This is a genomic window from Microcoleus sp. D2_18a_D3, from assembly GCF_036702455.1.
Lineage (GTDB): Bacteria > Cyanobacteriota > Cyanobacteriia > Cyanobacteriales > Microcoleaceae > Microcoleus.
In genome coordinates this window covers 66,591-80,429 of the sequence record NZ_JAUBTK010000014.1, presented here as the reverse complement: position 1 = coordinate 80,429, position 13,839 = coordinate 66,591, and the positions used below count along the sequence as shown (strand labels likewise).

The window sequence follows — 13,839 nt, the reverse complement described above, 5'->3', positions numbered from 1 at the left end:
TCAGGGGCTTGTTTAATGGTTTCCATCATAGATTGTCTGGCAAGTCGCCGATCGACCTGCCAATGCTAGCCAGCAATTTCTCCAAAGCTTTCATCTGCTTGACGGTGAACGTCGGCACATTCTTCCCCAACTCCCAACGACTGATGGTTTGCGACGAAACGCCAAGCTCTCGCGCCAAATCTTCCTGGCTCATCTCCAGTTCTTCCCTGAGCTTCTTCAAATGCGACTCTTCATTTTCTGGTCGCGGAACGGGCTTTTTCGGCATAATCTCGATCGCACATTTTTTATATAAGATGCTTAAGCATCTTACTTCCTTCCTCGGAGAAGATTATCTACTTCTGATTCTTCCTGACTCTTCCTTGGCGTTTTTCGCGTCTTCGCGGTTCAATCATACTAATTTTTTCGACCCGAAAACAGTAATTAAACAACAAACAGATCGTGCAACGGTAAGGCGCATAGCTGGAAAGGCGCGATCGCTCCTATTCTCATTTGAAATATTATCGGGCGATCGTCCCGTGCCTACAAAGACTCGCACCAAGCACGCTCCGCCGTCCAGTGTCTGTCCGAAGATTCATAAATCCTCAACCCATCCAACCCGGCATTTTGGATCATCTCCTCAACTTCATCCAGCGTAAATGCTGCTTGCAACGAATCGCTGAATAACTGTTTCTGATGCGAGTTGCAATCTCCCGCATACATCTCGACTAAATGAGTCCTCATTGCCTCATCCATAGGCCGCAGCAAATCCCGCAAAAAAATTGCTCCGTTCGGTTTTAAGACTCGCTTGACTTCGCGCAAAAATGGCAGCGGATCTGGCAAATGGTGGATAATGCTGTTGGAAATCACCATGTCAAAATAATTGTCAGGGTAAGGCATTGCCTTAGCATCAATTAATTCGAGACTGATTTGCGATCGCACGCCCGCCTTTTCCACATTTTGGGCCCCGACTTTCAGCATATTTGGCGACAAATCAATGCAAGTCAATTTCCATGCTGGCCGGAGTTGACAAAGGGCGATCGGAATTCTCGCCGTACCCGTCCCCGCATCCAAAACGTTTCCAAAAACCGGCCCCAATGCCGCAGCACTCTGAGCAAAAGCAGCATTAACCTCAGTAAAGTCCATCGAATCGTATTCGATCGCCTCTTCCAAGGAATCCATCACTTCGGGTTCCAAAACTCGCTGCATAAAATTTATCTCGTTCTCTGAAATTTCCATATAGGGATTGAGTTTCGCCTGCAAAAGCTCGACTAACTCCGGTTCCATATATTCGTAATTGTCCGGGATTTGCAGGCAAATAACTTTCTTGCCTTCGAGACTTTCGGGAAATTTGCTGCGAAGGCGATCGCCATGCTTCTTCTCCATCACAAATATCACATCCGCCCAACCGACAAGACCCTCAGTTACTCTAATTCTTGCACCTTTTTCAGTTCCAGCCGATCGTACGCTGTAGCCACTAACCTTCTCGCATATCTTCTGGGCAGTCAAACTTCTCCACTTATTCTGACTGCACACAAACAATATCTTGGTTTTCTCCACAAGTTTAAAAAGCAAAATTCGATCTTATCTGCGTTAATCCGCGTTAATCTGCCCCCATCTGCGGTTAAAATTTTTAATCCAATTTCCCCCCGATCGCACCTTACATACCACAAATACTGTACTTTGTCAAATTTGACCAAATCTCCGTTACAATTCTTAAACCATAAATTGCGGATTTTGCATAAAAAATTGTACTTCTTACATTTGCAGAGTTCGTTAATTTTACGATTTTAAAAGCTTGCAGCGGCAAAAACTTAAATTAGTCATAATCCCCCTGGGTTGTGAAAATCGTACCACAAGCCTCAAAGCAAGTAAATAGGTAAAATAATTGAGAATGAAGTCAATAATTTGAGTCGTATTTAGATTTTCTTAAGATTTGAGGGGTCAAAATAGATCGAACATTTAAAACTAAATCGACTTTTAGATTGTTTTTGCTTATTAAAGTAGCTGGAATTGTCCCGAAGACCGATCGACCCTCAAAAATAGATAGAGATGCTCGATCGCCCAATGGCATCCAACCAAACTCGATCGAACTCTGCTAGAATTAGTAAAACGAAGTCGTTATGAGTTTAAGTAAATAGCTATGACCAACGAAACCGTAGAAAACCTAGTAATTATCGGCTCAGGGCCGGCAGGCTACACCGCAGCCATCTACGCCGGGAGGGCAAACCTGAAACCCGTAGTCTTTGAAGGCTACCAAGCCGGAGGCGTCCCCGGCGGTCAATTGATGACCACCACAGAAGTAGAAAACTTCCCCGGCTTTCCCGAAGGCATCACCGGGCCGGAACTCATGGATCGGATGAAAGCTCAAGCAGTGCGCTGGGGTGCCGAATTATACACAGAAGATGTAATTTCGGTGGATTTGAGCCAGCGTCCGTTTACAGTGCGATCGGAAGACAGAGAAATTAAAACCCACACGATAGTAATCGCTACAGGCGCGACGGCGAAAAGGCTGGGGCTGCCTAGCGAACACGTATTTTGGAGTCACGGCATTTCTGCCTGTGCCATTTGCGACGGCGCTACCCCAATTTTTAAAGGAGTAGATTTAGCTGTCATCGGCGCGGGTGACACCGCAGCGGAAGAATCTATTTATTTGACAAAATACGGCTCTCACGTACATATGCTGGTGCGGCGCGATCAAATGCGCGCCAGCAAAGCCATGCAAGACCGAGTGCTGAGCAATCCCAAAATTACCGTGCACTGGAACACCGAAGCACTGGATATTTTGGGAGAGCCCGGCGGCAAAATGGACGGGGTGAGACTTAGAAATATCGTGACAGGCGCTGAGAGCGATTTGCTGGTGAAAGGATTGTTTTACGCGATCGGTCACACTCCCAACACTCAACTGTTCCAAGGTCAGCTAGAACTCGACGAAGTAGGCTATATCGTTACCAAACACGGTTCGGTAGAAACCAGCGTTGAGGGAGTTTACGCCGTCGGCGACGTGCAAGACCACGAGTTTCGCCAAGCCATCACCGCCGCCGGTAGCGGTTGTATGGGGGCGATGCTGGCAGAAAGGTGGCTGTCGTCCAATGGTTTAGCTCAGGAATTCCGCCAAACCGAGGAATCCGAGCAACCCGTCGCAGCGCCGGAAGCTCAAAAAGTACGCAAAACCAGCGCGAACTTTGATATCCAAGACACGCGCCACGAAGGAGGTTATGCTTTGCGGAAGTTGTTCCACGATAGCGATCGACTGATTGTGGTCAAATATGCCTCTCCAAGTTGTGGGCCTTGCCACAGTCTCAAGCCGATTTTGAGCAAAGTAGTAGATGAGTTCGAGGGCAAAATCCACTACGTGGAAATTGACATCGAAGAAGATCCAGAAATTGCTGAAAATGCTGGCGTGATTGGTACGCCGACGATTCAGTATTTCAAAGACAAAGATTTGGTAGCTGAGCTCAAAGGAGTTAAGCCGAAAAGCCAGTACCGCGAGTTAATTGCCAGTAATTTGTAGGAATTTGATCGATTTTAGATTTGAGTGTGCCAAGAGAGATTTAACCTAAACTCAACTTGCGTCGCACCTGCCAAAAACCCGGTTTCTCCCCTGCACGGGACTTGCGCGCAGGGGAGAAACCGATTTTTTTTTAGCCGCATCCCCCGAAAAAACCCGGTTTGTCGCGAGTGTTTGGCGAATGAGAAAGAGGATTTTTGACCAGGAATTTCAAAGGTGGTACCCGCCACGTGATTTATCCGTGGAATCAATCCCAAATCGAAAATCGAAAATCAGAAGAGCCCCCGCATTTATCCGTGGGGTCGCCTCTAAAATCTAAAATCTAAAATCTAAAATCGATTGACTGTTCCGGGTTTTTGCGCCTGAGTGCTACTAAAATCGAAAAGTCTTATATAGGTCGATCGTCATTATGGCTCAAAGCCGCCTCCGACTGCCGCGATTTCTCAACAGTGCCTCACCGTCAAGCCTGTCAATGAAAATGATGTGGGCAGGTTTGACAATAACTGCCGTGTTTATATTGGTAGCCACCTTGTCTCCAGCTATGCAAGCTTGGGGATGGCTGCAAAATCCTACCGAGGCTTTGAGTAACCCCATCCACGAACCGCCGTCGGCGAATTATTGGTTTGGTACTAGCCGCAGTGGCTACGATGTGTTTTCCCGCACGCTGTTTGCTTCTCGGGCTGCTTGGCAAGTGGTAATTTTAGCCACTGCTTTGAGTTTGTTTATCGGTGTGCCGCTGGGTTTGGTTAGCGGTTATTTGGGCGGTAAGCTCGATCGAGTGTTGTTATTTTTAATGGATACAATTTATACTTTGCCGGGGCTGCTACTTTCTTTGACGCTAGCGTTTGTAGTGGGAAAAGGAGTTTTGAATGCTGCGATCGCCCTGAGCATTTCCTACATCCCTCAATACTACCGCGTCGTCAGGAATCACACCGTCAGCGTCAAAACCGAATTGTTTGTCGAAGCCGCGCGAGCAATGGGTGCTGACACTTGGACAGTGCTTTCGCGCTACCTGTTTCTGAATGTGATTCAGAGCGTACCGGTGCTGTTTGCGCTCAACGCGGCCGATGCAATTTTAACATTAGGAGGTTTGGGATTTCTCGGATTAGGACTTCCCGAAGCAACTCCCGAATGGGGACACGACTTGCGTTTAGCTTTAGATGCGCTACCTACGGGCATTTGGTGGACGGCTTTGTTTCCCGGTTTGGCAATGACTTTAATGGTGGTGGGACTGTCTTTGGTGGGGGAAGGATTAAACGAGTTTGTTAACCCTCGCCTGCGGAATCAGCAGTAATCGGTCTCGCGGTTAAATTAAGTTCGCAGTCAGGACTTTAGTGCTTATTCAGCAATATAAAAAAAACTGAAGCCCTGACTACAAACACGCGCTATAAAGAGATGGTAATATTGACCCGATTAATTACTAAATCTTTCTCTCAATAAGTTTAATTCTTTCTAGTAAACCTTCGTTGGGTTGTCAATATAGACACGGAGCGGAAATTTTTCTTGATAGCTTCATCCCCTAACGGTCAAGCCACATAACTTAAACCTGAGTAGAGGATAAAGTGCGACTCTGTGCTTTCTGATGACACGCTGTAAATAATAACAAAATTTTGAGCATCGCACCAGCGTCCTACCGCTCCACATCTTTAAGCGCATCCTGCTGTTTAGGCATTCTCTCACAATAGCAAGCACATCGCTAACTGGGTAAATTTTTCTTCCCTGGCGGAGTTATTATCTGCAGGTAGTTGCAGCAACGTCCGCTGGGGATTTTTTTGCGTCTGCTTGAAATTCTCAAGACAATTCGGGAATGCTTTCTAAATTTAATTAAAGGGATTTATGGAATCTTCACACTGTCACGATATATTTAAAGGAATCGTGAAGTTATACTTCCGGGAGATGTCGAATTGTATGGTTTGTGAGAGTGTGCGATCGCGCAAGTGCGAACCGAAAGCCAAAAAAATTTAGAGAAGTTCGCAGCCCAGAGTTGCGTGGCGGGTTAACTCTCAGTAGAATTTATCCGGGTGGTTTTTGCCACTGACGCGACAAACTCGTGTCGAACTGCTTAAATAAGAATGTGACGTTAAGAACTTAATGTGATTTAACGTGAAAATTAAACCCAATTTCTGAGATTTGAGCTAACTTAACAATTAAAGCCCCTGTTGCACTACTCAACCCGCAACGCTTCATTTGGGGTCAGAGTCGGTCTCTAATCCAGAGTTGCCGACTTAAAACTAAAGCTACGAGCTTTATTCAATCGCAGATTGCGTATGATTCAATTCAGGGAAACAGGGTAATGATGGGTGTATCTACACGGATGGTATTGGTTCCAATTTGGGCAACTCAAAAATTGTCTGCTAACTGTCTGGCCAACTACGCCGCAGCCGTTCACCCAGATATACGCAGAAAACAGCGCCGTTCGATCGTGCCAAAGTTTTTGCGGGCCGTTCTCAGGATTTAGCAGAGCCGGACATGAGTTAGTATTGTCAAGCTAAGCTGACAGAGTTTTCCTAGTTCTTGACAAACAATGGAAAACAACTTCCATTTTTTGTGAGAAAGGCTACAATCGGAAAGGTCTTGGCAAGATCCGATTCTCCCCGTTTGGTGCTTCAACCCTCTGCTGTTGCATTTGAGGCAGCAGACTGACATCCAAGGTGGCGAAAATTTGCCGTGCAACTGTCATGTCTGACAACCAGAGTGAAAGCAAGGCGAATCAAAAGTTCGACACCTCCAATACAAAAGTTAGAGGGTTCCGTGCAGGAAAACTTGTACGGGTAAAAGCTCGAAGTACCGAGTAAAAAAGCCAGTATTTTTGGAAGTGCGATCGATCGCACTTCATGGTTTGCTTCTCTGGGCAAGGTATCGCAGATGATGTGGTAACTCGCTCCGAAAGAAAAAGCCGCTAGCTCAATTTAAGGTCGCGATGTTAAAATCGGCGATCAATTGAATCCGCTGCCTGCTTCAAACCCGAACTAGAACTTTGACTCATAAAACAGGTGCAGTTTCAGTAACAGATTCAGCTAGCAGACCGAAAATCCCACTATTTTTTCCTGCGGGAATGTCAATACTGGCTAACTTGTCTAAACTACAAACAGACACTATTCCACTGTTATTTATTCTTTAATTCAGGAGCATGAGGAAGACGGCATGATCCAGGCTAACACCGTACTCGCAACCACAATTACACCGGAAATGGAAACACTCGAGTTGCTTCGGGGCGCCGAAAGCGTTCTACCTGAGAGCGAGTTAGAGCTCTTTATCGACGAAGAAGACGATCGAGAAGAATTCTTAGACTCTCAATCTGAGGACGACACTAAATCTGGCAAAGGCGCCAAAGCCCGCCGTCGGGCACAGGCAAAGAAAAAGCATTATACTGAAGACTCTATTCGTCTTTACCTGCAAGAAATCGGTCGGATTCGACTGCTGCGAGCTGACGAAGAGATTGAACTAGCGCGCAAGATTGCAGATTTGCTGGAATTAGAGCGAGTTCGAGAACAACTGCTCGAAGAGTATAACCGCGAACCCAAAGACAGCGAATGGGCTAATGCTGTAGATATGGCACTTCCTGCATTCCGTCACCGACTCCACGTCGGCCGTCGGGCAAAGGAAAAAATGGTGCAATCAAACCTGCGTTTGGTTGTATCGATCGCCAAAAAATACATGAATCGCGGTTTGTCTTTCCAAGATTTGATTCAGGAAGGCTCTTTGGGTCTGATCCGGGCCGCTGAAAAATTCGATCACGAAAAAGGCTACAAGTTTTCTACCTACGCAACTTGGTGGATACGTCAAGCCATCACCAGGGCAATCGCCGACCAATCCCGCACTATCCGCCTACCGGTTCACCTTTACGAAACCATCTCGCGGATCAAGAAAACTACCAAACTCCTGTCTCAGGAAATGGGTCGCAAGCCTACGGAAGAAGAAATTGCTACCCGCATGGAGATGACGATCGAGAAGTTGCGCTTCATTGCTAAGTCCGCACAGTTGCCCATCTCTCTAGAAACTCCGATCGGCAAAGAGGAAGATTCGCGTCTGGGAGACTTTATTGAATCAGACGGGGAAACACCAGAAGATCAAGTCTCGAAAAACTTGCTCAGGGAAGACTTAGAAAGCGTTTTGGATACTCTCAGCCCCCGAGAACGGGATGTACTGCGGCTGCGTTACGGCTTAGATGACGGACGGATGAAGACCTTGGAGGAAATTGGTCAAATCTTTAACGTCACCCGTGAGCGGATTCGCCAAATCGAGGCTAAAGCTCTGCGGAAGTTGCGCCATCCCAACCGGAACAGCATCTTGAAAGAATATATCCGCTAGAGTAATTTGCTAGCATCACCCGAAAGAGTGATAATCACTCTTTTGGGGGGGGGAACCCCCCGACCCGGTTTGAGCTATAGCTGTTAAATTTTGTGCTGCTAACTGCAGGGAGCAATTGGCTATTTGTGGCCCAAATCGCGCTGTCAAAATTTTGGGAGTCCGTAACGGAACTCCCAAGCTTTGCATTGGCACAAAAATCTTAACTAGAAAATTACATCACGCCCCAAAAGTGAAGCAGACCTTGACCGGAAACCAATTCGATGATGACAGCGGCAGAAAAGCCAATCATAGCAAAACGACCGTTCCAATTTTCGGCTCCTTCGCTGAAGCCCCAGTTCCAAGCGTTGCGTTTTTGTTCTTGCATAGTGCGAACTCCTTTCGTTAACTTGTGTAAGGCTTATGTAAATAAATATAACATTCCTTGATAAAAATGCAAGGTTGTGATTAGTGATATCGGTCACAACGGTCGATCGACCTTGAGGATTTTGCCTAACGAGGAAAAATAGCCAACTCGGTATCAGGGTCAAACAAGTGAATCTTGTCATGGGCGATGGCCAACCAAAGCTCCTCGCCAACTCGGATCGATCGCTCAGGAGGAACCCGCACTTGCATCCGCACCGCCGGAGCATCCGTCAAACAAACTCCCAAATAAGTTTCGTGTCCCAAAGCCTCTACAATTTCCACTTGTACCGAAATATTTTTGGTAGCCGGAGGGTTAATGCTCAGATGTTCCGGCCGAATGCCCAAAATTAGCCCTCGCCCGTCATATTGTTGTAGACTTTTTGCCCAAATATCGGGTAAAGTAAAGCGAAATTGCGGATGAGAAATCAACAACGGGGCACTAAATTCCACCAGCAAGAAATTCATCGGCGGAGAACCGATAAACTCAGCAACAAACAGATTAGCCGGCTTGTTGTAAAGCTCTAGAGGTTGAGCTACTTGCTGAATCTGGCCGACCTTCATAATAGCAATCCGATCGCCCATAGTCATCGCCTCAGTTTGGTCGTGAGTTACATAAATAGTTGTAGTTCCCAACTGTCGCTGCAACTGCACAATTTGCGATCTCGTTTGGGCCCTCAATTTCGCATCCAGATTCGATAACGGTTCGTCCATCAAAAAAACTTCAGGATTTCGAGCCATCGCCCTACCCAAAGCTACCCGCTGCTTTTGCCCTCCCGAAAGTTGTTTCGGCAAGCGATTTAAAAGAGATTCTATTTGCAATAATTCAGCTACCTCTCGCACTCGTTTTCCTACAGCCTTTTCCCGTTCCGACAAATAGCGCAAACCCGGAGGCAACTTGCGAGTCGCTCCTACTAAAAAATCCTCCCATAAAGTATATATTCGCTCGTTGTTTAAAGTATTAGAAGCTAAATAATTAACAACCTCTTTTACCTGATTTATGATTCTTTCTGCCTTCTCCCTGCTTCTTTTTTCTTGGTCTTTCTCTTCTCCAAAATCCCCGCTAACTTCTAGCTGCTCCCTTCTAGCTTTTCCCTTTTCCCGTGTCTCTTTTACCTTCTTCTTTCTATCCGTTACATCCGTTACATAATCCGTTGCCGAACTTCTTTCGTCTTTCTCCCTTTCCGAGCGGCGCAATCCAAAGGCGAGATTATCGTAAACTGTTAAGTGAGGATAGAGAGCATAATTTTGAAATACCATCGCGATATTTCGGTCTTTAGGAGGCAAATCGTTAAGGAGCCGATCGCCAACCCAAATATTGCCCGCAGTCAGAACTTCCAAACCAGCGATCGATCGCAGCAAAGTGCTTTTTCCGCAGCCCGAAGGCCCCACCAGCACCATGAATTCCCCGTCTTCGACAGTCAGGTTAATGCGTCGCAAAACGCTGTTAGACGAAGACTGATCGGCCACAGGCGAGACACTTTCTGCGACGCTGTTTGCTTCTTTTTCCTGTTCTCCTTGGCGGAGCGGAAAACTTTTGTAGATATTTTCTAATACAACTTGCGCCATTAAACAATTTTAGATTTTAGATTTTAGATTTTAGATTGGGCATTGGGCATTGGGCATTGGGCATTGGGCATTGGTAATTGAGATATTCAAGGAAGGAGGAAGTTCGGGAACGAGCAGTGTACAGGATTTAAATGATTTAACGGATGGATGTTGAAGTCAGAAGTCAGAGGTCACAAATCAGATTAATGCCCCATGCCCCATGCCCCATGCCCCATGCCCCATGCCCCATGCCCCATGCCCCATGCCCCATGACTATTGACTGCTGATAACTTTGATGATTCTTTCACCTGGATTGAGGTCAAAAACCCGATCGCCCGCAGCATCTTTCCCCCAAAAAGCTATAGCATCAATAGTCGATCGCAGCAGGCGGCCAGAATTAGTAAAAAGTTTGACATCCGTACCCGGAACAGCCTGCAGCAAGCCAACTAAAGCATCTTTAGGCTCTGAGAAACGAAAAGCTTGAGTGCCAATTTCGCCCCGGTTAGTAAGTCTGACAGAACCTGCAGGCATTCGTTTTGCCCAACCCAACTCGGAAAATAGCACCAGACTGTCGTTCGCGTCGAGAGTGATGCAACCCACCAACTCTTCCTGCTTCCGCAACCTGGTTACTTGAGATCCCTGGGCCGCACGGCCCATTGGCGGCAGTTGTTCATCATCAATCTCAAACCGAAGGACTCGGCCTCCTGAAGTTGCGATCGCCACTTGCTCGCCGACTTTAGCCAGACTCGCACAGCGCAGCCGATCGTCCTCCTTGAGTTTAACAACAGTAACGCCACGATTAGTCAAATCAGCAAACTCCTGCATCGGCAAGCGCTTAATTTTCCCTTGCTGAGTCAGAGTTACTAAATCTGCCGCTTCCGAATTTTCCGGCAAAATAAAGTGTGCAACTGTGATTTCCGACAAAGCGCGACCGGCACTTTCTTTAGTAGCACTCGGCGACAACAAACTAACGATCGGCGTTCCCCGGTCTTTGGCGCTACTACTAGGAATATCGGCCACTTTCAGGGGGTAAGCTTTGCCGTTAGGAGTTAAGATGACCAAAGTGCGATCGGTTTTCGTCAGATTTGCCGTCACAATAAAATCTTCATTTTTTTCTAAAGCTGAAACCGATTTTTCGCGACTTTTCGAGCGTGGTTTTTCCCCAGGCGGCAAGCGCCGCACGTACTGCTTGTGCGAAAATTCAACTATAGTTTCCTCTGCCTCTAGAACGGGCAATAAGTTCGGCTGAATCGTTGCCGGCGACAACTGCTTCACCCCAGAATTTTTCTTGCCAGAAAATTGTGATTCGGCGTTTGCTGCGCGTGCAGTTCCATTGGCGAATTTAGTGCGGCGGGGGTCAGCGTACTTGCGTTTGAGCGATCGAAATTCCTTCTTTAAAGCCTTCAAAAGTTCGCGTCGGTCGCTCAACAACCGCTGCAATTCTTGAATATTAGCCATCAACTCATCAAACTCAGACTGCAAATTTTGCCTTTCCAAACCAGTCAGCCTACGCATAGGCATTGCCAAAATCGCATCAGCTTGACTTTCGCTCAAATTGAGGCGAACTTGTAAAGTTTGCTTAGCAGTAGAGCCGTCAGGAGAATTTCTGAGAATGTCGATCGCTGTATCGAGATTTGTCAAAGCCAACATTAAGCCTTGGACAATGTGACATCGGCGTTCTGCAGCCTGCAACTCGTAATTGTAGCGGCGGGTAAGAGTCACTTCCCGGAAATCCAGAAATTCCTGCAACAATTGTCTCAGTGTCAACTGTCGCGGTTGACCGTTGACAATTGCCAGCAAAATCGCGCCAAAATTTGTTTGTAGGTCAGTTTGTTGGTAAAGACGAGCCAGAACCGCTTCAGGGGTAAATTCCCGCTTGAGTTCAATCACCACTCGAATGCCTTCGCGATCGCTCTCGTCACGCAAATCAGAAATACCGTCGAGGCGGCCAGCATTAACCAACTCCGCCACCTTTTCAATCCAAGCCGCCTTATTTACCTGAAACGGAAACTCCGTCACCACGATCGCCGTTTTAGTACGCACCTTGCGATTACCTGGCACCTCTTCCACCCCGGCCACACCCCTGACCGCAATGCTGCCTCGACCCTTAGTGTAGGCGTCAACAATGCCCTCTGTAGCGACGATTTCCCCTCCGGTTGGAAAATCCGGGCCCGGAATCAGTTCTATCAACTTCTCGTCCGATAGCTCCGGGTTTTCAATCAAAGCAATTAAACCGTCTACCACCTCCCCCAAATTGTGCGGCGGGATATTAGTTGCCATCCCCACAGCAATGCCGGTACAGCCGTTGAGTAACAGAAACGGCAACTGAGCAGGCAGTGCCGTCGGTTCCTGCTGCGAATTGTCAAAGTTACCAGTAAAATCAACAGTTGCGTCGCCGACTTGGGTTAGCATAGCTTCGTGGGCGATCGGTGCCAGCCTCGTTTCCGTATAGCGCATAGCAGCCGCCGGATCATTGTCCACCGAACCGAAATTGCCGTGACCCGCCAGTAAAGGATAGCGGCTCGAAAACTCCTGAACCATGCGTACCAGAGCGTCGTAAACCGATTGGTCGCCGTGGGGGTGATATTTTCCCAAAACATCTCCAACTACCCGGGCGCACTTACGGTAAGGTCGGTCTGGCGTCAGACCTAGTTCGTGCATCGCATATAAAATTCGACGGTGAACAGGTTTTAAACCGTCGCGGACATCAGGCAAAGCTCGCCCGACGATCACACTCATGGCATATTCGAGGTACGATTGCTGCATCTCGGCGTGCAGAGGCGTAGAAATTACTTGCCCGGAAAGTAGGTTGAGTTGTTTAGCCATGAGTCCTTGTGTCCGTTAATTCCTGAGTGAAAACAGCCTCTGTCAATAATGCCGAGGTTCCCTGTCTCGATTGAAAAGCCTTTGCCGCAGGCGAACCTAAAGTTCGACCCAACCGCCCAGTTGAAGAATAAAAATAAACTTAACTTGTGAAAGCAGAATCAGAGTCCCGAAGACGGGCAACACTTGCCTCTTACTCTCCACTCTTACCCTAACCTCTATGTTGCCTTCATTTGTGCCTACCTGTCTATTTACCTTCTGCCGTGAGAAGGTTGATTCACAGCAGAACACGGAATGCCCGAAACTCCGAACCTAGTGAGGCTTTAGCTTTTCCTAGGAAAGCGTCACGAGGGACTTGAGTCCCCGTCAATCCATGATAGAATTTAATTGCAATTAGGAATAACCATCTACACGAAGAAATATTATATTCAGGAGAAACCCCAGATTGATCTCCTCTCGGTACAGCCGTAGCGTGGATCAAGCAGCAATTGTAGACGATCGAGCTTACCGTATTTTGGCAAGCGTGATGGACTCCGAAACTATTAAAAAAGAAAAGTAAGCGGAATTGGAATACCTCTGGTACTGGTACTTGTTCTGATCGTGTAGAGGCGACTGGACTATGAGTGAAGTCCAAGTTTTGGGCTTATTCAACCATAGAGCGTGGCCCTGACTCGCTGAGAGTGTCAAAAATGCCGATATTGATGAATTGCATCAGTTAAAAGCTCTCCTGGCGATATCTCCTAGTCTGACATCCCCTTGATGAACGCAAGCGTCGATATTTTCAGCCGTTTTGAGGGGTTAAAACTGAGTATTAGGAATCTCCAACAATCCCCGCTATATTCGCTACTTCAAAGGCTGTGGCGACGGGAGTATGTGAATAAACATGGCTTGATTCTAATGAGAAGGAAGGAAAATAATTATCACACATTCCCGAATCTAATACCAGTTCAAAAAATAATGCAACTGTAGGCCCGTGTTCCAAACGGATATCCAGTCAATCAGTTCCCATCTAAAATCTAAAATCTAAAATCTAAAATCTAAAATCTAAAATCTAAAATGGTAGAAGCCGAAGGCTTGACCGAAACAGAGGGTACTATAAGTCCAGGACGCACGGGTAGTCAGAAACCGGGTTTTTTCATAGCAAGAGTTCGTTATAGCCCGCCGAAACGATCAAAAACCCGGTTTCGAGGCGTCGTCCATCCGTCCTGGATTGTACTAGAAACCTGCTACCTGAGAATCAGGAGACTCTCACCAGTTCCAGGTCTAGTTAT

Annotated in this window: 10 protein-coding genes; 4 read left to right on the top strand and 6 right to left on the bottom strand. The window is 47.0% G+C overall.

From position 1 onward, the window contains the following. Positions 1-25 precede the first annotated feature (25 nt). The gene (locus QUB06_RS09370) at positions 26-265 is read right to left on the bottom strand and encodes a helix-turn-helix domain-containing protein (protein ID WP_190735342.1); all 240 of its coding nucleotides are present in this window, start codon (positions 263-265) and stop codon (positions 26-28) included. Positions 266-519: 254 nt separating this feature from the next. Next, positions 520-1,512, bottom strand: a complete 993-nt coding sequence (locus QUB06_RS09365; RefSeq protein ID WP_333435058.1) for a methyltransferase domain-containing protein — start codon at positions 1,510-1,512, stop codon at positions 520-522. A gap of 607 nt (positions 1,513-2,119) precedes the next feature. Between QUB06_RS09365 and trxB the strand changes: the two genes are divergently transcribed. The 3 genes from trxB (at position 2,120) to QUB06_RS09350 (ending at position 5,945) form a co-directional block, all read left to right on the top strand. Further along, positions 2,120-3,490 carry a thioredoxin-disulfide reductase gene (trxB, locus tag QUB06_RS09360; RefSeq protein ID WP_333435057.1) on the top strand — a complete coding sequence of 457 codons (1,371 nt, stop codon included), beginning with the start codon at positions 2,120-2,122 and terminating at the stop codon, positions 3,488-3,490. 406 nt (positions 3,491-3,896) lie between these two features. Continuing rightward, positions 3,897-4,781, top strand: a complete 885-nt coding sequence (locus QUB06_RS09355) for an ABC transporter permease (protein WP_333054802.1) — start codon at positions 3,897-3,899, stop codon at positions 4,779-4,781. Positions 4,782-5,780: 999 nt separating this feature from the next. Next, a complete protein-coding gene (locus QUB06_RS09350; protein WP_333054806.1) occupies positions 5,781-5,945 on the top strand; it encodes a hypothetical protein in 165 nt (54 codons plus the stop codon). Between the two features lie 148 nt (positions 5,946-6,093). Here QUB06_RS09350 and QUB06_RS09345 read toward each other — a convergent pair whose 3' ends face one another. Continuing rightward, entirely contained in the window at positions 6,094-6,342 is a 249-nt protein-coding gene (locus tag QUB06_RS09345; RefSeq protein WP_333435056.1) for a hypothetical protein, read from the bottom strand. Positions 6,343-6,631: 289 nt separating this feature from the next. On the opposite strand from QUB06_RS09345, the gene rpoD reads away from it, so the two are divergent. Beyond that, a complete protein-coding gene (gene rpoD / locus QUB06_RS09340) occupies positions 6,632-7,798 on the top strand; it encodes an RNA polymerase sigma factor RpoD (RefSeq protein WP_333316272.1) in 1,167 nt (388 codons plus the stop codon). Positions 7,799-8,009: 211 nt separating this feature from the next. Here rpoD and QUB06_RS09335 read toward each other — a convergent pair whose 3' ends face one another. From QUB06_RS09335 to QUB06_RS09325, 3 genes are all read right to left on the bottom strand, one after another. After that, positions 8,010-8,162 (bottom strand): chlorophyll A-B binding protein, encoded by a 153-nt coding sequence (locus QUB06_RS09335; RefSeq protein ID WP_190735352.1) that lies wholly within the window; start codon positions 8,160-8,162, stop codon positions 8,010-8,012. A gap of 125 nt (positions 8,163-8,287) precedes the next feature. Then, positions 8,288-9,766 carry an ATP-binding cassette domain-containing protein gene (locus QUB06_RS09330; RefSeq protein ID WP_333435055.1) on the bottom strand — a complete coding sequence of 493 codons (1,479 nt, stop codon included), beginning with the start codon at positions 9,764-9,766 and terminating at the stop codon, positions 8,288-8,290. A gap of 252 nt (positions 9,767-10,018) precedes the next feature. After that, entirely contained in the window at positions 10,019-12,571 is a 2,553-nt protein-coding gene (locus QUB06_RS09325) for a DNA topoisomerase (ATP-hydrolyzing) (protein WP_333435054.1), read from the bottom strand. Between the last annotated feature and the right edge of the window lie 1,268 nt (positions 12,572-13,839).